The organism is Corynebacterium sp. HMSC056F09, assembly GCF_001815785.1.
Classification (GTDB): Bacteria; Actinomycetota; Actinomycetes; order Mycobacteriales; family Mycobacteriaceae; genus Corynebacterium; species Corynebacterium hiratae.
This window is the reverse complement of sequence record NZ_KV821948.1, coordinates 8,714-28,357: the sequence shown is the minus strand read 5'-3', so window position 1 is coordinate 28,357 and position 19,644 is coordinate 8,714. Positions and strand designations below refer to the sequence as shown.

The window sequence follows — 19,644 nt, the reverse complement described above, 5'->3', positions numbered from 1 at the left end:
AAAGCCTGTGGCGCCAACGACTCAACCCGATGAGAAGAAGACCGATGACTACGGCATCGAGCGTGCTAATGCCGATGAGCTGGGTGCGGTAGATAAGGTCCGCGAGAAGTCCGGTTTTATCGACCACATCATGAAGATGCTGGACCGCTACGGTAGCCAAGGCGGAAACCAGTTCGCGGCCGGCATTACGTATTTCTCGGTTCTGGCTATCTTCCCCATCTTCATGCTCACGGTGGCAGCCATCGCCACAGTGTTGGCCAATCGCCCCGATCTCATGCAGCAACTGGAGGAGCAGATCGCGAACTCCGTGTCTGGCGATCTGGGGGATTCGATTACGCAGATTCTGCATACCGCGATTGAACAGCGTGGCGCGATGTACGGCATCGGTGGCCTGACTACCCTGTGGTCCGGGCTGGGCTGGATGAACAACCTGCGCATCGGCATTTCGGCGATGTGGATGCAGGATCCGACAGACGCTCCGGGCAACTTTGTGACCAAGAAGCTCAGCGATCTGCTGGGGCTCATTGGCCTGCTCGTGGCCATGGTTATCGCCTTCGGCGTGACGGCGGCGGGTTCCTCGGGCCTGACCCAGAAGATTTTCGAGTGGGTCGGCATCGAGTCCTTCCCTGGCATGGGCGCAGTGCTGGTTGTCGCCGGTATCGTCATCGGCCTTATCGCCAACTTCCTCGTCTTCTGGTGGATGGTGGCCTTCCTGCCGCGCACCAAGGTGCCCACCAAGTCGGGACTGATGGGCGCGGCCATTGGTGCGGTGCTCTTTGAGGTAATCAAGCAGCTGTCCACCGTCATCATGTCCTCCGCGGCGGGCAACCCGGCAGGCGCCGTGTTCGGCCCCGTAATCGTCCTCATGGTGGTCATGTACTTGGTCTGGCGCGTCGTCCTGTACGTCTCCGCATGGACGGCCACCACCGAGGAATCCCTCGAGCTGCTCGTGCCGCCCGTCCCAGACCAGGCTGTCATCCGCGTCCGCAACGAGATCCGCCAGGGCCCGAACCCGGGCGTGACCCTGGGCGCCGGTGCCGCCCTGGGCGCAGCCGCAGCTGGTGCCTGGGCCCTGCTGCGCCGAAAGTAGGGTGGGGATGCTATCAGCGTCTTTTGCCCCGAACCTGTACGAGCACTTCAGCCTCGATTCACGCGCGACCTCACGAGAACTGGGCGTGCAGTTGGCGGCTGCCGACGCTCACCTCGAAGGCCTCGGCTACCTCCCCGAAGCCCCAGAGCGCGAGGAGCTTGCCGTTGCCTCCCGCATTCTATGCGAGCCTTCCTCCCGCGCCAGCTATGACCAAAAGGTCGAGTCCGGCGCCCAGCTCACGTGGGCGCAGCTGGAGGATTACGCGACTACCGGCCGGTGGGGTGAGAGCGCGCACGCCCCAACGCCAACTCCGCCCCGCGATGATGCGCGGCGCGCCTCTCCCGGCAACCGCGTGCTCATGGCCGTCATTGACTACTTTCTCGCGGCCCTCGTGGTGTCCTTCATCGTCGGCTTTGGCTTTACCAACCCGGATGATAATTCGGTGTGGATCGTCAGCATCTCCAGCATCTTCACGGTGGCTTACTACATCTGTTTCGAGGTCCTCGCCGGGGCAACACCTGCGAAGATGATTGCCGGGTATACCGTGCGCGATGTGACGACCCACGAGAAGCTCACCTGGCAGCAGAGCATCAGGCGCAACTGGTGGCGCGTGGCCTCCCTCGTGCCGCTCATTGGGCCGCTGATCGCCTTTTTTGGTGCCCTCTACGTGGTGACCACGATTGGGGCCAAGAACAATCTACGCGGCCAGCACGACATCATGGCTAACGCCGAAGTAGTGAAAAAGTAGCAACCACTACGACGAGGAGCGCGACGAGCCCCGCCACCATCCAGCTAATCCAGCCCTGCGAGCCTTCGAAGGACGAAGACTCCGCAGCCACCTCCGCGGTGGCGGGCGCAGCCGGGGTGGTGGGAGCCGGGCTCGTAACCGCAGACTCCGCGGGCTCTTCCTTTCCGGCTGCGAAGTCATCTAGGTGCCCGACGCCATCGCCGGCGCGGACGTCGGAGGCTTCGTCGAGAAGCATCTGCGCCTGCTCCCAGGCGCGGAACCCATGCTCGACGGTCGTATCGAGGAGAACCGCCTGGAGGCGGCGCCCATCGCGGTCGATAGCGCCGACGAAGGTATGGTGTGCGTCCTCGGTATAGCCCGTCTTGCCGCCGATGCCATCCGGGTCGTTGAGGAACAGCCCATTGTCGTTCCACAGCTCATAGCCGGGCATGTCACCCCAGCCGGGAAACTCCACGTGCTCGGTGTCGACGATGCGCGCGAAGGTGTCGTTGGCAAAAGCCGTGCGGTAAATCAGCGAGATATCCGCCGCGGACGTCGACATGCCTGCCGCGTCCAGCCCCGAGTAGCTCGCCGCTACCGTCGAGCGCGTGCCAATCTCCTGTGCCTTCGCATTGACCTTTGCCAATGCTTCATCGTCCCCGCCAACAGCCTGCGCGAGAGCGTGCGCGGCGTCGTTGCCGGAAGCCATGAGCAAACCCTGCAAAAGCTGCTCCACGGTGTAGACCCCATCGGGGCCGAGGCCGACAGCGGAGCCCTCGATGGAGGCGTCGTCAAGCGTGGCGGTGATGCGCTGGTCGAGGGGAAGCTCCTCGATGACCACGAGCGCTAACAGTGCTTTGATGATGGAGGCCGGGCGGTAGCGCCCATTGGGATCCTTCATGGCGATGATTTCGCCGGTGTCCAGGTCACTGACCATCCACGCCGACGCCACCACGTCCTTATTGACCCGAAAACCGCGCGGAGCGGTCACGCCGCAGGCAGCGCCCTCAACAGCGGGCAGGGGAGTGGGCGCGACTTGGCCGGGGGAGAGTCGCTCGGAGGTGGTGGTTGGCTCCTCGGGAACGAGGGAGTGCGGGCAAGAGTCGGTATCCGGCGCGGTGGTGCGCGTGGGCGACGTTGACTCTTCCTCCTCTGCAAACGCCGGTGGCGTCGCGGCTAAGGCGAGGGCAGTCAGGATCGCGGGGACATGTTTCATAGCGTGCTTAATCCTAGACCCCGTCCTAGGATGAACCTCATGCATGACGCACCTCTGATTAGTCCCGAAAACAAAGACTCCGGCGCCGAGATTTTCGCCGGCCTGCCCAAGGTGACGCTCTTCGCGCCGCTGCCCACGGATGCTTCGACCCCGGACGAGCTCCGCGCGGCCACGCACGCTGTTGTACAAGCGCTTGCCGACGACCACGTGGTCTACGCCGAGCTCCGGCTGAGCCCCGGCGCCTTCCCCTTCGACGCGGCCGAGGCCCTCGCCGCCGCGCAGGAAGGGTTGGATGTTCCTGGAATCGATGCTCGGCTTATCGTCGAGGGCGATGCCAGCGAGGCCGCGGTGGGCGTGGCGCTGACCGAGCTGTCTGCGGCTGAGAAGCTCCGCGCGGACTTCATCCCGTGGGAGCGCGATGTCGATTCTTATGAGGATGCCGTGGCTGCAGTGCAGGCGGGTGCGACGCGCCTTGTTCATGCCACTGATCTTGTCGATGACTTCAGCGCGGATCTCGACGGCGTCCGCCCAGGCAAGGCATCCGCGTGGGTGCGGGATCGCCGCATCGCGCTGACCTTCGCGCCGCTGGAGGAGCTGCCCGCAGAGGAGTTGGCTGATCACCCTCTGCCGCTGCTGCAGCAGCTCGGCTTTACCTGCACGGTGGCGGGGGAGAAGCTCAGCGACGTCTTCTTGGCCCTGAGCGAGACCTTTGGCTATGGGCTGGAGGAGTTCTTCGACCTCACCATCAAGGCGATTGAGAACTCTTTTGCCAGCGAAGAGGACCGCCAGCGCCTCATCGAGCAGAAGATTCTGCCCGCGTACGAGGAGCTGGCGGATCCGGAATTCGCGGAGGACGCTTCCGAGACAGAAGAAGAAGCGGAAGAAGAGACTGAGTCCTCCGACTAGAAACTAAAAGCGGGAGAAGCGCTTCGTCAGCATCTCCTCTAGGCCCTTCCAGGACTCCGCGTGCTCGGTGTAGGGCTTGGAGGGAACGTAGCCTGCGTGCTCGGTGGAGCCGAGCATGTAGCCCAGGTAGTCCTGGAATCGCGGGTTCTGCAGCATGTAGGAGTTGATGGAGTCATCCCCGGACCAGTCGGCGGCATCAGCGCAGACCTCGTAGCAGCGACCCATCTGATCCGTATCGACCGCCTCCGGGCCCTTTTCAATGTCACGCACGATGCCGTTGAAGTTGTACTGGTTATCCGGGTGGACCGTGACTTCCAGCTCACCAGCGTTCGCCGCGGCAACGACCTCTTCCCAGGTGGAGACCTTGGCCAAGTCGTGGTCGTCATTTTCCATGATCCAGCGCACGAGCACCTTGGAGCTGGGGAAGGTGAAGATCTCGCCCCACTTGCCCAGGAACACTGGCTTGCCGTCGAGGTAGGTGCGCAGGGTGTAGACAGTCCTTTGGTCGGCGGTGATCTTTACCGGGTCGATGCCTGCGGCTGCCCACGGGGAGCTGTCATAAGGATCTGCCGATTGTGCGGCGGCCTTGCGCTCTTCTTCGGCCTTTTTGCGTGCTTCCTCCGCCGCTTCGGTGGCGGAGGAAATGCGGGTGGCGGCGCTCGTGGTTGCATCCTGGGTGAAATCAGAAGAAGGAACGACCTTGACCACCTTGTCGAGGTCTTCGATCACTGCGCGCCAGTTGCTGTGGATAACGCGGCCCACGCCGGACCACTCGCTCATGCCCTGGTCGCCGGCGTAGTGATCGGCACCGCGGGCAGGGTTGCGCAGGATGGAGTGCGAAGCGAAAAAGATGACGGTGTGCTCGGCGCCGCTGACCTCTGCCAGCGAGTGCGCAATCTCCAAGCAACGCGCGACCGTGGAGACGTTCTCGTGGCTCGGGCGGCCGGCGAGGTACTTCGGCATGCCGACGAGATCGTACACGTGCTTCTTTTCAGGAACCACGCGGTCTGCCGCTTGGGAGTTGAACACTTCCCACTTGGGGTGATCGAGCAAGTCATGCTTCGTCCCCGACTCAAGGAAGCACAGCATTTCGGCTTCCGTTTTAAAGAGCAGGACAGACTCGTCATCACCGAGAAAGGCCTGCCACTCGGAGCCGTTCTGGCGCCACTTTGGCGCCCATAGGGTATAAAAATCGCCCTCGGAAAGGGAGAGTTGGATAGGGACAATAGCGCGGGTGTTCATGGGGAAACAGTCTACCCTGTGGGCCTCCAGAAGCCTTTGAAAGCCATCCCCATGTTGTTGGTGCGCAATGGATTGGTTTGCACGGGGCTTCCGGCCTCCACCATCTGCCCGTCGCCGGAGTACATCGCCACGTGCCCATCCCACACGATGAGGTCACCGGGCTGCAGCTCCTCCGCGCTGACCTGTCGGCCCACGGTCTGGCTTTCAGCGGTGCGCGGTAGCTCCACGCCGGCCTGGCGCCAGGCCCATTGGGTGAGTCCTGAGCAATCGAAACTACCGTTGCCGGTTCCGCCCCAGCCATAAGGAGTCCCCACCTGGGATAGCGCTGCTTGTGCTGCGGCCTGTCCCTGCGTGGTTGCCGCGTTCTCCGCCGCCGGGGCGACAAGCGCGTGGCGCGCCGTGTTTTCTTCTTGGGGGCCACGCACCGAAGGCTGGACCGCGCGCTGGCCGATGGGAACGAGGGGAGCCGCCGCCTGCAGAAGTTCGCCGGCTAAGTGCTTCAAGCGCTGAAGTGCCTTGCCAACGTACTCCATAGCGAGAGCCTGCAAAGCTGAGCGCGCCGCGGCCTGTGCCGCCGGGTTCGGAATGAGCAGCCCCAGAGCTATAGGTAAACCGCGCTGGAGTAGCTCCAAGCCCAATCCGATGAGATCCCTGACGGCCGCTGAAATCAGCCCGCGCGCGGAATCCAGAGCGGAGCGGGCCGTGGAGAGATCCTCAGTGGCTTGGCGGGCGGTGTCCAACAGCGCTCGCGGATCACCGTGCGCTATCTCCGCGAGGGGTCCCGCGGCAGTGAGATCGGGCACAGTGGGCAGGGAGACGTCGGGAAGCTGCGCCGGCTGCATCCGCGCAATCTGAGCTATCGCTGATTCCAACATCACAGACCTCCACACGCGCTCGCGAGGGCACTATCGGTCTCCTCGGCTTCCCGCGCCATGCGGAAGCTGGACTCTGCCACCGCCCCGGCATCGGCTCTGACCTGGGCAAGGCGTGCTGTGAGATTCTCCATGGCGGCGTTGAACGCACTGCTAAAGCCGTCCACGACCGGCTCTATCGGTAGCTCGGGAGAAGGAGCGGGAGAGGCCTGAGAGACAGTGGCAAGTTCGTGGGCTAAGCGGCGAGTGTGTTCAGTATCAATGGTGAAAGTATCGAAGCTAGTCATGCCTTATTAGACTTCACCGCCCGCTGATCGGTTCCCGACCAATTCTTATACAGTGAAGGACATGGATATCCACGTAGTAGACCACCCCCTCGCCACGTCCCGGCTGACCCTCATGCGCGATGCCCGCAGCGACAACGCCGCCTTCCGCGCTGCCTTGCGAGATCTGGGCACCATGCTTGTTTATGAGGCGGCGCGCGACCTGCCCGTTGAACACTTTGAGTGCGTCACACCCGTCGCCACGGCCGACGGTACTCGCCTGCAGGATCCGCCGATCATCGTGCCCATTATCCGCGCTGGCCTGGGCATGATTGATCCGGCACTGTCCATGATCCCGGATGCCCAGGTGGGCTTCATTGGCATGGCGCGCGATGAAGAAACCCACGAGCCGGTGCCTTACCTGGAAGCCCTGCCGGAGGATCTCAGCGGTCGGAGTGTCTTCGTGGTTGATCCAATGCTGGCCACGGGTGGTTCCCTCCTGCACTCCCTGAAGCTCCTGGCAGATCGCGGCGCTACCGACATCACGGCAATCTGCATGGTCTCCGCGCAGCCGGGCGTTGATGCGCTGGCCAACTCGGGGCTGCCAGTCCGCTTGGTCACCGCAGCGATTGATCCCTCCCTCAACGAGGACGCCTACATCGTCCCGGGCCTTGGCGATGCCGGCGATCGCCTTTACGGTCCCCGCAATATCGACCTGTAGCGAAACCGTCGGACAGGGCAGACCGCTCAGTATATCTGGCGCGTGACCTGCCCGACTAACTGAACCGCATGGTCTAGTTGTAGACTCTTCCCAGTAGGAAACCACGGAGGAGGAAGCAGTGATCTCGGACTACGTCAGTGAGTGGTTCAGCAACCACCGCGCGGAGGTCATCGCGTGGCGCCGCCATATCCACCGCCACCCGGAGACCTCCAATAACGAGGTGGAAACCACCCGCTTCCTGTCCCGCACCCTGCGCGAGTACGGTTTGGAGCCGCAGCTTTTCCCCGAAACCGGCCTCATGGTGGACATCGGTCCCGATACGGAACTCGGGCGCCTGGCCTTCCGCGCCGACATCGACGCGCTTCCTGTCACCGAGGTCACCGGCCTCGAATACACCTCCGAGGTGCCCGGCGTCATGCATGCGTGTGGGCACGACATGCACACCACCATCGCCCTTGCTACGGCCTGCGCCTTGGCGGACCTCAACCGCGAGCACCCACTGGACTTCGGCGTCCGCGTCATCTTCCAGCCCGCTGAAGAGGTGTGGGTGGGCGGTGCCACCGACGTTATCGAGTGGGGCGCGCTCGAAGGTGTGAACTCCATCTTCGCCGTCCACGTGGAACCGAAGCTGCGCGTCGGGCGCATCGGCGTCCGCGCCGGGGCGATCACCTCGGCCACCGATGTCGTGGAAATCAACGTCTCCGGCCCGGGCGGGCACACCTCGCGCCCGCATTTGTCGGCGGACGTCGTCTATGCGCTGGGCAAGCTGCTGACGGACCTGCCGGGCTTGCTCTCGCGCCGCGTCGATCCGCGCACCGGCACCGTTTTGGTGTTTGGCCAGGTGAATTCGGGTTATGCCCCGAACGCGATTCCCGAGACCGGCTCTGTGTCCGGCACGATGCGCACGGCGGACATTGGCATTTGGCGCGACATGCAGCAGCTCTTCTCCGAGCTCGTCGAGCAGGTGCTAGCGCCCTTGGGGGTCGAGCACGAGTTGGTCTATCACCGTGGGGTTCCGCCCGTGCTTAACGACGACGTCTCCACCGCCCTCCTCGCCAGCGCTGCCCAGGCCATCGACCCGCAAGCCGTGGTTCAGGCCCCGCAGTCCTCGGGCGGCGAAGACTTCTCGTGGTACCTAGAGAAGGTCCCCGGCTCCATGGCTCGTTTGGGCTGCTGGTCTGGTGAAGGAGAGCAGCACGATCTCCACATGGGGGATTTGGCGCCTGATGAGCGGGCTATCGGCGTGGGTGTCAAACTCTTTGGTTCCGTAGCAGAACAGTTCGCCAACGTGGAGGATTAAGCGCCTAAGCACTACACTGTGACAAGGATTTCCCAGAGTTCTTATAGGCAGAATTTTAAAAAAGGAGCGACAGTGTCACAGGAAGCCCCCCGCATCGTAATTATCGGCGGTGGCCCCGCAGGCTACGAGGCTGCGACCGCCGGCGCCAAGTACGGCGCGCACATTACGTTGGTTGAGGAACAGGGCCCGGGTGGCTCCTCCGTTCTCTTGGACTGCGTGCCCTCGAAGTCTTTCATCGCTGGCGCCAACATTCGCACCGACTTCCGCCGCGCGGATGATATGGGCCTGAACCACCAGCTCGGCTCGCTGCAGCTGAGCCTGGAGGCCCTCAACGGCCGCGTGCAGGCGCTGGCTGCTAACCAGTCCCGTGACGTCCGTGCGGGCCTAGAGAAGATCGGCGTCAAGGTCATCGATGGGCGCGCTGCCTTCTCCGAGGATCAGCACGGTGTGAAGGGGGCAGCGCACAAGATCGACGTCACCCACAAGGATGGCACCACTGAGATCCTCGACGCGGACCTCGTCCTCGTTGCTACCGGTGCCACCCCGCGCATCCTGCCGGGCGCGCAGCCGGACGGCGAGCGCATCCTCACCTGGCAGCAGGTCTATGACCTCAAGGAGGAGCCGGAGCACCTCATCGTGGTGGGCTCCGGTGTGACCGGTGCGGAGTTCGTTTCTGCTTTCGCGGAGATGGGAGTGCGCGTGACCATGGTGGCGTCCCGCGACCGCATTCTGCCGCACGATGACGCCGACGCTGCCGACGTCCTCGAGACCGTCTTGGCTGAGCGCGGCGTGGAGCTGGAGAAGAACTGCCGCGTGGAGACCGTCTCCCGCACAGAAGACGGCAACGTCGTGGTCAAGACTCAGGATGGCCGCGAGATCCACGGTTCCCACGTCATCATGTCCATTGGTTCCATCCCGAACACCAAAAACCTCGGCTTGGAGCACGTTGGTGTGGCCACCACGCCGTCCGGCCACATTGAGGTTGACCGTGTCTCCCGCACCAACGTCGCCGGCATCTATGCCGCCGGTGATTGCTCCGATCTGTTCCCGCTGGCTTCCGTTGCGGCAATGCAGGGCCGCATCGCCATGTACCACTCCCTGGGTGAGGGTGTGTCCCCGCTGCGCTTGAAGACCGTGGCAACCGCCGTGTTTACCCGCCCAGAGATCGCTGCCGTGGGCTTCACCCAGGCAGAGATTGAGGCCGGTGAGGTCGCTGCCCGCACCGTCATGATGCCGCTGAACACCAACCCACGTGCCAAGATGCGCTCCCTGCAGCATGGCTTCGTTAAGCTCTTCTGCCGCGCTACCTCCGGCCGTGTCATCGGCGGCGTCATCGTCGCTCCGACTGCGTCCGAGCTCATCCTGCCCATCGCCGTGGCGGTGACCAACCAGCTCACGGTGAACCAGCTGGCGGATTCCTTCGCGGTCTACCCGTCGCTGTCTGGCACGATCACGGAGGCGGCCCGCCGCCTTGTCGCCCACGACGACCTTGAATAGCGACCGCGAGTAAATCAGACCCGGCTCTGGTTTAGCTTCGGCTCGGATTTATAAGCCCAGTGTGCTCACGGCATGCTGGGCTTCTTCCATGGTGAACTTCTCGCCGTACTCGCTGGTGAGCTGATCGAGCAGCGCCGGGCCGGACATCGGCATCATCTCCTGGTAGTTTTCCGCTGCCTCGACGGCTTCGGCCATCCAATCAGCATTTACCGTGTCCACGGCGTACTGTGCCTGTTCCGGTGTGAACCTCTCTCCGTACTCGGACGTCAGCTGGTCATAGAGCTTGGCCTTGGAAAAAGCGGCGAAGTCCACGTAGTGTTCGGCGGACTCGAGAGCCTCGGCATTCCAATCCACATCGAGCTGATCCATGGCGTACTGCGCCGCCTCCGGGGAGAATTGCGAGCCGTATTCGCTCGTGAGCTGGTCATAGAGCTTAGCCTCAGAGAAGGCAGAAAAGTCCACATAGCGCTTCGCCGCGCGCAGAGCATTCTTGTGCTCTGTGGGCACGGCGTTGTCATCGCTGCCGGTATCGCCTGCGGCGGATTCCACGTCAGCTGCGGCGTTGTTGATATCGACGGCCGTGATGCTTGTGCTTGGCTCCGATGCTGCGGTGTTGGTCGGGTCATCGCCGTCAGAACCCGCATTGAGGGCGGCGCTGCCGAGCACCAATACCGCGATTGCACCCGCGCCCCACTTGAGGCAGCCGCCTTTCTTCTTTTTCTTCGGCGCTGCCTGCTCTGGGGTTGGCTCCGGGGAGAACTGGGGAGCTGCATAAGGGTTGGACATGAGAGAACCTCCTGCATAGGTGAGTGAAGAGAACTCGGCGTGGTGCCGAACACGTCCTATAGTGGCAAGCCCACCGGACATCGCCGCAAGAGATTCGAAAGCCTAGGCGAAAATGAGAGAACTACGAGGTGGCGTATGCCGTCACCGGCGTGGCATTGAGGTCGAGGCTGACGGGCCGGCCTGCCTGCGGGAAGGCGCGCTGCGGGCACGCCGGGCGCGGGCAGGCGGCGCAGCCGGGGCCGATGGGGGTCGCCTCGGAAGGGGAGAGGTTGAGCGCGTCCGCGTAGACCACGCGATCCGCTTGTGCGATATCGCAGCCTAAACCCACGACGAATTCCTTGCGCGGCGTGCCCCAAGCCTGAGCTTGTCCTTGGACGAAGCGCGCGATCCATAAGTAGGTGTGGTCATCGGGCATCGAGGCCACCTGGCGCGTGATGCGGTTGGGCGTTTCAAACGCGCGGTGCACCACCCACAATGGGCAGGAGCCGCCGCTGCGGGCGAAGTGGAAAGCGGTGGAGGACTGGCGCTTGGAGATATTGCCCGCGCGGTCGGTGCGGATGAAGGAGAAGGGAACACCTTGGTGGCCGGGTCGCTGTAACGTCGCCAAGCGCTGCGCGGTGGTTTCGAAACCAGTGCCAAAGGCCGTCGCGATGACGTCGATGTCATAGCGCGTTTCCTCTGCGGTGGCGAGGAACTGGGTATAAGGCATGGTCACGGCGGCGGCAAAATACTGCGCGAGGCCCAGAGTGCCAATGGTCTGCGCTTCCTCGCCCGGCAATTCTGCGACGAGTTCCCCGCAGTGCTCCGAGTAGGCCAGCAGGCAGTACTGGAGCGCCATCTCAAAAACCAGCTGGGATTCCGTAAGGCCCGCGCGCAGGTGCAGCTCCCGGTTGTGGAAGGTGCGTCGGCGCGGGGACGAGGAGGAAAATCGCGTCGTAACACCGAACTCGTCTTGCAGGACGGAAGCCAAGCGCCCGCGGCGCAGAACTCGGTCCCCGAGCGAATCGGAAAGCTCCTCGGCGGCGATGTCGAGACTGTGGACGTAGTTGTGCGCGTCGTAAAAGAAGTCGCGGACCGCTTCGAAGGGGCCGGGTTCGGCGGGGGTGTGCGCGGCGGCGTCGACAAGCCGGGGCAGAAGTTCGGGGAAGCGCCCGCTGAGGTCAGTAAGGGTGGCTTCGGAGGCTTCAGGGAAGAGTTGGCGCAGCTCGGCGAGCGCACGCAGGTCACGGTCCCCAGCGAAGTAGGTGGCATCAATGCCGAAGCGTTGGGTCAGCTGCATGAGGACGGTGACGGTGAGCGGGCGCTGGTCATTTTCCAACTGATTGAGATAGCTGGTGGATAGCCCCAGCTGCTTCGCCATGGCGGCTTGCGTGAGGTGGCGTTCCTTGCGTAATGCGTGGATTCTCGCCCCCGCGTAGTGCTTGGTCACCGTCTGTTTCCTCCTAAAAAGCCTTCCTGCCTGGGGATTCCACAAGTTTTGCAAGTAACGCAAATCCCTGCAACAGATAGTCACAGTTTACACATGTGGCAGGGCGCACGGGCTGGGGTTAGTGTGATGCCTATCGCAATCGTTGTTCTTGTCTAGGAGGAGAACCCCTTTGATTAACCACGAAGTACGTACCCACAAGTCAGCCGAGAACTTCCCCATCGAAGAGCACCTCGCCTACAAGATCGCCAAGGTAGCCGCCGATCCCGTCGAGGTTCCGGCCGAGACCACCGAGATGATCATCAACCGCATCATCGATAACGCTTCCGTGGCCGTCGCTTCCGCAACGCGCCGCCCGGTGACCTCCGCCCGCGTCATCGCGCAGGCCCACCCGGCTCAAGAAGGCGGCGCCACCATCTTCGGCGTTGACGGCACCTACTCCGCCGAGTGGGCAGCCCTGGCCAACGGCACTGCCGTGCGCGAGCTGGACTACCATGACACTTTCCTCGCCGCCGATTACTCCCACCCGGGCGATAACATCCCGCCAATCCTGGCCGTGGCACAGCACAAGGGGCTGACCGGCAAGGAACTCATCCGCGGTATCGCCACCGGCTATGAAATCCAGGTCAACCTGGTTAAGGGCATCTGCCTCCACGAGTGGAAGATCGACCACGTGGCGCACCTCGGCCCCTCCGTCGCCGCGGGCCTCGGCACCATGCTGAACCTCGACGTCGAGACCATCTACCAGGCCATCGGCCAGGCGCTACACACCACCACCGCTACCCGCCAGTCCCGCAAGGGCCTGATTTCCTCCTGGAAGGCCTACGCCCCAGCCTTCGCGGGCAAGATGGCCATCGAGGCAGTGGACCGCTCCATGCGCGGCGAGGGTGCCCCGGCCCCGATTTGGGAAGGCGAGGATGGCTTCATCGCCTGGATGCTGCACTCCCCGGAGCGCACCTACACCGTCCCCCTTCCGGCGGAGGGTGAGGAAAAGCGCGCCATCCTAGACACCTACACCAAGGAGCACTCCGCGGAGTACCAGGCGCAGGCTCCGATCGATATGGCCTTTGCGCTTAAGAAGACCCTCGCGGAGAAGGGCCTGAAGACGGAGGACATCGAGTCCATCGTCCTGCACACCTCGCACCACACCCACTACGTCATCGGCACCGGCGCTAACGACCCGCAGAAGATGGATCCGAACGCCTCCCGCGAGACCCTGGATCACTCCATCATGTACATTTTCGCCGTGGCCCTCCAAGACGGCGAGTGGGACTACGAGACCTCCTACTCTGACGAGCGCAAGCACCGTCAGGACACCATCGACCTGTGGCACAAGATTTCCACCGTCGAGGACCCGGAGTGGACCCGCCGCTACCACTCCAACGACCTGGATGAGAAGGCTTTCGGCGGCAAGGCCGTCATCACCTTCAAGGACGGCACCGTCATTGAGGATGAGCGCGCGGTGGCCGACGCCCACCCGCTCGGCGCCCGCCCCTTCGGCCGCGAGGAGTACATCAACAAGTTCAAGAAGCTCGCCGCCCGCAAGGTCTCGGAGGGGGAGCAGGAGCGTTTCCTCGCTGCCGCGCAGAACCTGGAGAACCTCACCGACCTGAACGAACTCAACGTTCGCCTCACCGACGAGGCTATCGCCACCGCACCCGAGACTCCGAAGGGACTGTTCTAAATGGCTGGCCTATTTGGCTCCACTATCAGCAATGCCGACAAGCGCAAGAGCTTCCGCGAGGCGCTGAACGCACCGGAAATCACCACGCTGCCGGGCGCTTTCAATCCTTTGACCGCGCGGCTCATCCAGGACATCGGCGGCTTCGGCGGCGTCTACGTCTCCGGCGCGGTGCTGGCCAATGACTTGGGCCTGCCGGATATTGGCCTGACCACGCTCACGGAGGTAGCGCAGCGCGCCGGGCACATCGCCCGCGCCACGGACCTGCCGGTGCTTGTCGACGCCGACACCGGCTTCGGCGAACCGATGTCCGCCGCCCGTACCGTCGCCGCGCTGGAGGACGCCGGTCTAGCCGGCTGCCACCTGGAGGACCAGGTCAATCCGAAGCGCTGCGGCCACCTCGACGGCAAGGAAGTGGTGCCGACGGATCTCATGGTTCGCCGCATTACCGCCGCCGTCAACGAGCGCCGCGATGAGAACTTCATCATCTGTGCGCGTACCGATGCCGCCGGCATCCATGGCATCGATGAGGCCATCGAGCGCGCCAAGGCCTACGCCGATGCCGGCGCGGACCTCATCTTCACCGAGGCCCTCTACTCGCCGGAGGACTTCGAAAAGTTCCGCGCCGCCGTGGACACCCCGCTGCTGGCCAACATGACGGAGTTCGGCAAGACCGAGCTGTTATCCGCCAAGCGCATCGAAGACTTGGGTTATAACGCCGTCATCTGGCCGGTATCCACCCTGCGCGTGGCCATGGGTGCTACCGAAGAGTTCCTCCGCGACATGCAGGAAACCGGCCTGCAATCCGAGGAATGGCTCGACCGCATGCAGCACCGCTCCCGCCTGTATGAGCTGGTGCGCTACGACGAGTACAACGCCTTCGACCAGAGCGTGTTCACCTACTCCAAGGACAGCTACAAGCCCACCTTTGACTAAACCCACCTCCCAGAACTCACACCAACCCGCACTTAAGGAGAAACACCATGTCTGAAACCCCAGAGATCCGCAAGGGCCTGTACGGCGTTGTCGTCGACGAGACCGCCGTGTCCAAGGTTGTCCCGGAGACCAACTCCCTGACCTACCGCGGCTACCCGGTTCAGGAGCTGGCCCGCTACTGCTCCTTCGAGGAAGTTGCTTACCTGCTGTGGAACGGCGAGCTGCCGACCCAGGATGAGCTGGTCCGCTTCTCCGCTCGTGAGAAGGCGCTGCGCCACCTGGACCGCCACCTCATCGACCTGATCACCTCCATGCCGAAGTCCTGCCACCCGATGGACGTTCTGCGCACCGCAGTCTCCTTCATCGGTTCCCAGGACCCGGAGGAGTACACCAAGGATTCCGAGCACATCCGCCGCACCGCCCTGGAGCTCATGGCGAAGCTGCCGACCATCGTCGCGCTCGACATCCGCCGTCGCCGCGGTGAGGGCTACATCGAGCCTTCCCGCAAGAAGGGCTTTGCGGAGAACTTCCTGTGGATGGTCTTTGGCGAAGAGGAAGGCTCGCCGGCCCTGTCGCGCTCCGATATCGAGGCCTTTGATAAGTCCCTCATCCTCTACGCCGAGCACTCCTTCAATGCCTCCACCTTCGCTGCCCGCGTGGTGACCTCCACGATGTCCGATACCTACTCCGCGGTTACCGCAGCTATCGGCGCCCTGAAGGGCCCGCTGCACGGTGGCGCTAACGAGGCCGTGATGAAGAACTTCCTGGAGGTCGGTGACTCGGCCAAGGCGGAGGAGTGGACCCTGAACAAGCTCAAGAACAAGGAGCTCGTCATGGGCTTCGGCCACCGCGTCTACAAGAACGGTGACTCCCGTGTGCCGACCATGGAGGCCGCCTTCCGCGAGCTGGCCAAGGACCACGGCCAGGAGCAGTGGGTGGAGATGTACGAAAACATGGCGAAGACCATGTACGAGAACACCTCCATTAAGATTCAGCCGAACCTGGACTTCCCGGCTGGCCCTGCGTACCACATCCTGGGCTTCGACATCGAGTTCTTCACCCCGATCTTCGTGATGGCCCGCATCACCGGCTGGACCGCACACATCGTGGAGCAGAACGAGAACAACTCCCTCATCCGCCCGCTGTCTGCCTACAACGGCAAGGAGCAGCGCTCCGTTCCGCCGAAGCAGATCTAAGAGAAGCGGAACTAATCAGAGCACAACCAGCGCACGAAACTTTCTTCCTGTGCGCTGGTTTCTTCTTTGTCCGACTTATGTGCAGCGTGTGGATTTCTGTTGACCTATATGTCGATTCTCGCCCGCGTTGTCGCCTCGGACACTATCCTTGTCTTCGTATTGTTCCTATCTGAAAGGATCACTCCTAGTGCCTGATACCGCCCACAAGTCCTTCTCTAAGATCTTGGTGGCCAACCGCGGTGAGATTGCCGTGCGTGCCTTCCGCGCCGCCTTTGAGGTCGGTTCCAAGACCGTTGCAATTTATCCCAAGGAAGACCGCAACTCCTTCCACCGTGCCTTCGCGGACGAGGCCGTGCGTATTGGTACTGAGGGTCAGCCGGTTAAGGCTTATCTCGATATCGATGAGGTGATTCGCGCCGCCAAGAAGTCCGGTGCGGACGCCATTTACCCGGGTTATGGCTTCCTTTCGGAGCGTGCTGATTTGGCCCGCGCGTGCCGCGACAACGGCATTAAATTCATCGGCCCCACCGCCGAGACCTTGGACCTGACCGGTGACAAGGCCGCTGCAGTGGCCGCAGCCGAGGAAGCAGGGCTGCCGACTCTGAAGGACTCGAAGCCCTCGACGGACGTCGACGAACTGGCGGAATACGCCAAGGACTTTGAGTTCCCAGTCTTCGTGAAGGCCGTGGCCGGCGGCGGTGGCCGCGGCATGCGCTTCATCGAGAACGAGGCCGAGCTGAAGACCAAGTGCGCTGAGGCATCCCGCGAGGCAGAGGCCGCCTTCGGTGACGGCCACGTCTACCTTGAGACCGCGGTGATTCGCCCGCAGCACATCGAGGTGCAGATTCTGGCTGACTCCCAGGGCAACGTCATGCACCTGTACGAGCGCGACTGCTCCGTGCAGCGCCGTCACCAGAAGGTCGTGGAGATCGCCCCGGCGCCGACGCTGGACCCGGAGCTGCGTGACCGCATCTGTGCGGATGCCGTGAAATTCTGCGAGCACATCAACTACGAGGGCGCCGGTACCGTCGAGTTCCTCGTGGATGAGAAGGGCAACCACGTCTTCATCGAGATGAACCCGCGCGTGCAGGTCGAGCACACCGTGACCGAGGAGGTCACGGGCGTGGATATCGTGAAGTCCCAAATGCAGATTGCCGCGGGCCTCTCCCTGGAGGAACTGGGCCTGAAGCAGGAGGATATCCACATCACCGGCGCGGCGCTGCAGTGCCGTATCACCACTGAGGACCCCTCTAACGGCTTCCGCCCGGATACCGGCACGCTGACCCAGTACCGCTCGCCGGGTGGTGCGGGCGTGCGTCTCGACGGTGCGACGGCCGTCGGTGCGGAGATTTCCCCGAACTTCGACTCCCTGCTGGTGAAGATGACCTGCCGCGGTGTCAACTTTGAACAAGCCGTGGCCCGTGCGCAGCGCGCGCTCAATGAGTTCACCGTGGCCGGCGTGGCCACCAACATCGGCTTCCTGCGTGCCCTGCTGCGCGAGCCGGACTTCGTTAACACCCGCGTGGACACCAGCTTCATTCCGGAGCACCCGGACCTGCTGAAGGCCCCGCCGGCTGTGGATGAATCTGGCCGCATCATCGACTACATCGCTGACGTGACCGTCAACAAGCCGAACGGTGAGCGCCCGACCACCCTGCGCCCCTTCGATAAGCTGCCGGATCTGGACTTTAACTCCGAGCTGCCGCGCGGTTCCCGCGACGACTTGCTGGAGCTGGGCCCGAAGAAGTGGGCGGAGAAGATCCGCAAGCAGGACGCTCTGGCGGTCACCGATACCACTTTCCGCGATGCTCACCAGTCCCTGCTGGCCACCCGCGTACGCGGCACTGCTCTGGTCACCGCGGCGGAAGCCGTGGCCCGCATGACCCCTGAGCTCTATTCCGTGGAGGCATGGGGTGGCGCCACCTACGACGTGGCCATGCGCTTCCTCAAGGAGGACCCCTGGGTCCGCCTGGATCTGCTGCGTGAGGCCATGCCGAACCAGAACATCCAGATGCTGCTGCGCGGCCGCAACACCGTGGGCTACTCGCCGTACTCCAACGATGTGTGCACCGGCTTCGTGCAGGAGGCTGCCAAGTCCGGCGTGGATGTCTTCCGCATCTTTGATGCGCTGAACGACGTCACCCAGATGCGCCCGGCTATCGACGCCGTCCTGGAGACCAACACCACCGTGGCCGAGGTTGCCATGGCCTACTCCGGTGACATGTGCTCTCCGGATGAGAAGCTCTACACGCTGGATTACTACCTCAAGCTGGCCGAAGAGATTGTCAACACCGGCGCCCACGTCCTGGCCATTAAGGACATGGCGGGCCTGCTGCGTCCGGAGTCCGCATCCAAGCTGGTTATGGCTCTGCGCAAGGAGTTCGACCTGCCGGTTCACGTGCACACGCACGACACCGCCGGTGGCCAGTTGGCTACCTACTACGCGGCAGCGCTTTCTGGTGCCGACATCGTCGACGGCGCCTCCGCACCGCTGGCGGGAACCACCTCTCAGCCTTCGCTGTCCGCCATCATCGCGGCGTTCTCCAACTCCTCGCGTGATACCGGTATCTCCCTCAAGGCAGTCTCCGACCTGGAGCCGTACTGGGAGGCAGTGCGCCAGCTCTACCACCCGTTCGAAAAGGGCATTCCGGGACCGACCGGCCGCGTGTACCGCCACGAGATTCCAGGTGGCCAGCTGTCCAACCTGCGCGCGCAGGCTACCGCCCTGGGCTTGGAGGACCGCTTCGAGATCATCGAGGACACCTACGCTGCGGTGAATGAGATGCTCGGCCGCCCGACCAAGGTGACCCCGTCCTCCAAGGTGGTCGGTGACCTCGCCCTGCACCTTGTGGGCGCTGGCGTAGACCCGGCTGACTTCGAGGCCAACCCCACCAAGTACGACATCCCGGATTCCGTCATCGCCTTCCTGCGCGGTGAGCTCGGTACGCCTCCGGGTGGTTGGCCGCCGCTGCGCGACAAGGTTCTGGAAGGCCGTGCGCCTGGCGACGTCACCGTCAAGCCCGTCCCCGAAGAGGAGAAGGCACACCTGACTTCGGATGATTCCACTGAGCGCCGCGCTTCCCTCAACCGTCTGCTCTTCCCGAAGCAGTTCGAGGAGTTCAACGAGTTCCGCCGCACCTACGGCAACACCGAGGCACTGACGGACACCGTCTTCTTCTACGGTCTGGAAGAAGGTAAGGACTACATTGTTCACCACTTCCCGGAGGGCTCCAACGACCGTGCAGATCTCAAGCCCATTACCTTGCGTCTTGACGCGATGGGCGAGCCGGACGAGAAGGGCATCCGCAACGTCGTGCTCAACGTCAACGGCCAGATCCGCCCGCTCAAGGTGCGCGACAACAACGTCGAGTCCACCGTCGCCACCGTGGAGAAGGCTGACCCGTCTAACGAGGGCCACGTGGCCGCACCCTTTGCCGGCGTGGTGAACCCGACCGCCAAGCCTGGCGACGAGGTCAAGGCCGGCGACCAGATCGCCGTCATCGAGGCCATGAAGATGGAAGCCTCCATCTCCGCCACCAAGGATGGCACCATCGAGCGCGTCGCCATTGGCGCCGCCACCAAGGTTGAGGGCGGCGACCTCATCGCCGTTATCAACTAAAAGTCGACTTAGGTCGTGGATGGGTGAGCAGCGTCATTCTTGGCGCTGCTCACCGGTGGTTTCTGCGGTGGGGTGGGATTTTTCCGCACTGCATTGGCCTAAGTCAGGAGGGTGTCTCGCAAAAGGCATCTGGTAGAAGGCATCTTTGGGTCTAAAAACGCCATCT

16 protein-coding genes are annotated in these 19,644 nt (G+C 63.2%); 10 read left to right on the top strand and 6 right to left on the bottom strand.

Going from position 1 to position 19,644, the window contains the following annotated elements; translation table 11 throughout:
* Positions 1–7 precede the first annotated feature (7 nt).
* Both HMPREF3056_RS09040 and HMPREF3056_RS09035 read left to right on the top strand, forming a co-directional pair.
* Positions 8–1,090: a YhjD/YihY/BrkB family envelope integrity protein gene (locus tag HMPREF3056_RS09040; RefSeq protein ID WP_070754608.1), complete on the top strand. Its 1,083-nt coding sequence runs from the start codon at positions 8–10 to the stop codon at positions 1,088–1,090.
* A 7-nt stretch (positions 1,091–1,097) separates the two neighbouring features.
* Complete coding sequence (locus tag HMPREF3056_RS09035) at positions 1,098–1,838, top strand: RDD family protein (protein WP_070754607.1); 741 nt, start codon at positions 1,098–1,100, stop codon at positions 1,836–1,838.
* Here HMPREF3056_RS09035 and HMPREF3056_RS09030 read toward each other — a convergent pair.
* Positions 1,813–3,033, bottom strand: coding sequence for a D-alanyl-D-alanine carboxypeptidase family protein (locus HMPREF3056_RS09030; protein ID WP_070754606.1), 1,221 nt, complete (start codon positions 3,031–3,033; stop codon positions 1,813–1,815). The genes HMPREF3056_RS09035 and HMPREF3056_RS09030 overlap by 26 nt on opposite strands.
* Positions 3,034–3,072: 39 nt before the next feature.
* Here HMPREF3056_RS09030 and HMPREF3056_RS09025 point away from each other — a divergent pair, with 39 nt between their 5' ends.
* The gene (locus HMPREF3056_RS09025) at positions 3,073–3,939 is read left to right on the top strand and encodes an amidohydrolase family protein (RefSeq protein WP_210401791.1); all 867 of its coding nucleotides are present in this window, start codon (positions 3,073–3,075) and stop codon (positions 3,937–3,939) included.
* Between the two features lie 3 nt (positions 3,940–3,942).
* On the opposite strand, the gene HMPREF3056_RS09020 is transcribed toward HMPREF3056_RS09025, so the two are convergent.
* From HMPREF3056_RS09020 to HMPREF3056_RS09010, 3 genes are read right to left on the bottom strand one after another with little or no spacing between them, the layout of a single operon-like run.
* Complete coding sequence (locus tag HMPREF3056_RS09020) at positions 3,943–5,181, bottom strand: hypothetical protein (RefSeq protein WP_049157259.1); 1,239 nt, start codon at positions 5,179–5,181, stop codon at positions 3,943–3,945.
* 11 nt (positions 5,182–5,192) lie between these two features.
* Positions 5,193–6,056, bottom strand: a complete 864-nt coding sequence (locus HMPREF3056_RS09015; RefSeq protein ID WP_070754604.1) for a C40 family peptidase — start codon at positions 6,054–6,056, stop codon at positions 5,193–5,195.
* Positions 6,056–6,340, bottom strand: coding sequence for a hypothetical protein (locus HMPREF3056_RS09010; RefSeq protein WP_070680438.1), 285 nt, complete (start codon positions 6,338–6,340; stop codon positions 6,056–6,058). The genes HMPREF3056_RS09015 and HMPREF3056_RS09010 overlap by 1 nt, the downstream gene beginning before the upstream one ends.
* Before the next feature lie 61 nt (positions 6,341–6,401).
* Here HMPREF3056_RS09010 and upp point away from each other — a divergent pair, with 61 nt between their 5' ends.
* From upp to HMPREF3056_RS08995, 3 genes are all read left to right on the top strand, one after another.
* The gene (gene upp / locus HMPREF3056_RS09005; RefSeq protein WP_046648363.1) at positions 6,402–7,037 is read left to right on the top strand and encodes a uracil phosphoribosyltransferase; all 636 of its coding nucleotides are present in this window, start codon (positions 6,402–6,404) and stop codon (positions 7,035–7,037) included.
* 118 nt (positions 7,038–7,155) lie between these two features.
* The gene (locus tag HMPREF3056_RS09000; protein ID WP_070754603.1) at positions 7,156–8,337 is read left to right on the top strand and encodes a M20 family metallopeptidase; all 1,182 of its coding nucleotides are present in this window, start codon (positions 7,156–7,158) and stop codon (positions 8,335–8,337) included.
* 72 nt (positions 8,338–8,409) lie between these two features.
* Positions 8,410–9,834, top strand: coding sequence for an NAD(P)H-quinone dehydrogenase (locus HMPREF3056_RS08995; RefSeq protein WP_049157263.1), 1,425 nt, complete (start codon positions 8,410–8,412; stop codon positions 9,832–9,834).
* A gap of 48 nt (positions 9,835–9,882) precedes the next feature.
* On the opposite strand, the gene HMPREF3056_RS08990 is transcribed toward HMPREF3056_RS08995, so the two are convergent.
* Both HMPREF3056_RS08990 and HMPREF3056_RS08985 read right to left on the bottom strand, forming a co-directional pair.
* Positions 9,883–10,620 carry an Ltp family lipoprotein gene (locus HMPREF3056_RS08990; RefSeq protein ID WP_070754602.1) on the bottom strand — a complete coding sequence of 246 codons (738 nt, stop codon included), beginning with the start codon at positions 10,618–10,620 and terminating at the stop codon, positions 9,883–9,885.
* A 121-nt stretch (positions 10,621–10,741) separates the two neighbouring features.
* Positions 10,742–12,049: a short-chain fatty acyl-CoA regulator family protein gene (locus HMPREF3056_RS08985; protein WP_049154343.1), complete on the bottom strand. Its 1,308-nt coding sequence runs from the start codon at positions 12,047–12,049 to the stop codon at positions 10,742–10,744.
* A gap of 169 nt (positions 12,050–12,218) precedes the next feature.
* On the opposite strand from HMPREF3056_RS08985, the gene prpD reads away from it, so the two are divergent.
* From prpD to HMPREF3056_RS08965, 4 genes are all read left to right on the top strand, one after another.
* Positions 12,219–13,730, top strand: coding sequence for a 2-methylcitrate dehydratase PrpD (gene prpD / locus HMPREF3056_RS08980; protein ID WP_070754601.1), 1,512 nt, complete (start codon positions 12,219–12,221; stop codon positions 13,728–13,730).
* Positions 13,731–14,663 (top strand): methylisocitrate lyase, encoded by a 933-nt coding sequence (gene prpB / locus HMPREF3056_RS08975; RefSeq protein ID WP_049154346.1) that lies wholly within the window; start codon positions 13,731–13,733, stop codon positions 14,661–14,663.
* A 47-nt stretch (positions 14,664–14,710) separates the two neighbouring features.
* Positions 14,711–15,859: a bifunctional 2-methylcitrate synthase/citrate synthase gene (locus HMPREF3056_RS08970; protein WP_046648356.1), complete on the top strand. Its 1,149-nt coding sequence runs from the start codon at positions 14,711–14,713 to the stop codon at positions 15,857–15,859.
* Between the two features lie 187 nt (positions 15,860–16,046).
* Complete coding sequence (locus tag HMPREF3056_RS08965; protein ID WP_070754600.1) at positions 16,047–19,478, top strand: pyruvate carboxylase; 3,432 nt, start codon at positions 16,047–16,049, stop codon at positions 19,476–19,478.
* Positions 19,479–19,644: the final 166 nt, after the last annotated feature.

What these genes read in the sequence shown, in the direction of transcription:
- HMPREF3056_RS09010 (WP_070680438.1), bottom strand. Translation starts at nt 6,340, where the DNA reads ATGACTAGCTTCGATACTTTCACCATTGATACTGAACACACTCGCCGC.
- HMPREF3056_RS09020 (WP_049157259.1), bottom strand. Translation starts at nt 5,181, where the DNA reads ATGAACACCCGCGCTATTGTCCCTATCCAACTCTCCCTTTCCGAGGGC.
- upp (WP_046648363.1), top strand. Translation starts at nt 6,402, where the DNA reads ATGGATATCCACGTAGTAGACCACCCCCTCGCCACGTCCCGGCTGACC.
- HMPREF3056_RS08990 (WP_070754602.1), bottom strand. Translation starts at nt 10,620, where the DNA reads ATGTCCAACCCTTATGCAGCTCCCCAGTTCTCCCCGGAGCCAACCCCA.
- prpB (WP_049154346.1), top strand. Translation starts at nt 13,731, where the DNA reads ATGGCTGGCCTATTTGGCTCCACTATCAGCAATGCCGACAAGCGCAAG.
- HMPREF3056_RS09030 (WP_070754606.1), bottom strand. Translation starts at nt 3,033, where the DNA reads ATGAAACATGTCCCCGCGATCCTGACTGCCCTCGCCTTAGCCGCGACG.
- HMPREF3056_RS09025 (WP_210401791.1), top strand. Translation starts at nt 3,073, where the DNA reads ATGCATGACGCACCTCTGATTAGTCCCGAAAACAAAGACTCCGGCGCC.
- HMPREF3056_RS09015 (WP_070754604.1), bottom strand. Translation starts at nt 6,056, where the DNA reads ATGTTGGAATCAGCGATAGCTCAGATTGCGCGGATGCAGCCGGCGCAG.
- HMPREF3056_RS09035 (WP_070754607.1), top strand. Translation starts at nt 1,098, where the DNA reads ATGCTATCAGCGTCTTTTGCCCCGAACCTGTACGAGCACTTCAGCCTC.
- HMPREF3056_RS08970 (WP_046648356.1), top strand. Translation starts at nt 14,711, where the DNA reads ATGTCTGAAACCCCAGAGATCCGCAAGGGCCTGTACGGCGTTGTCGTC.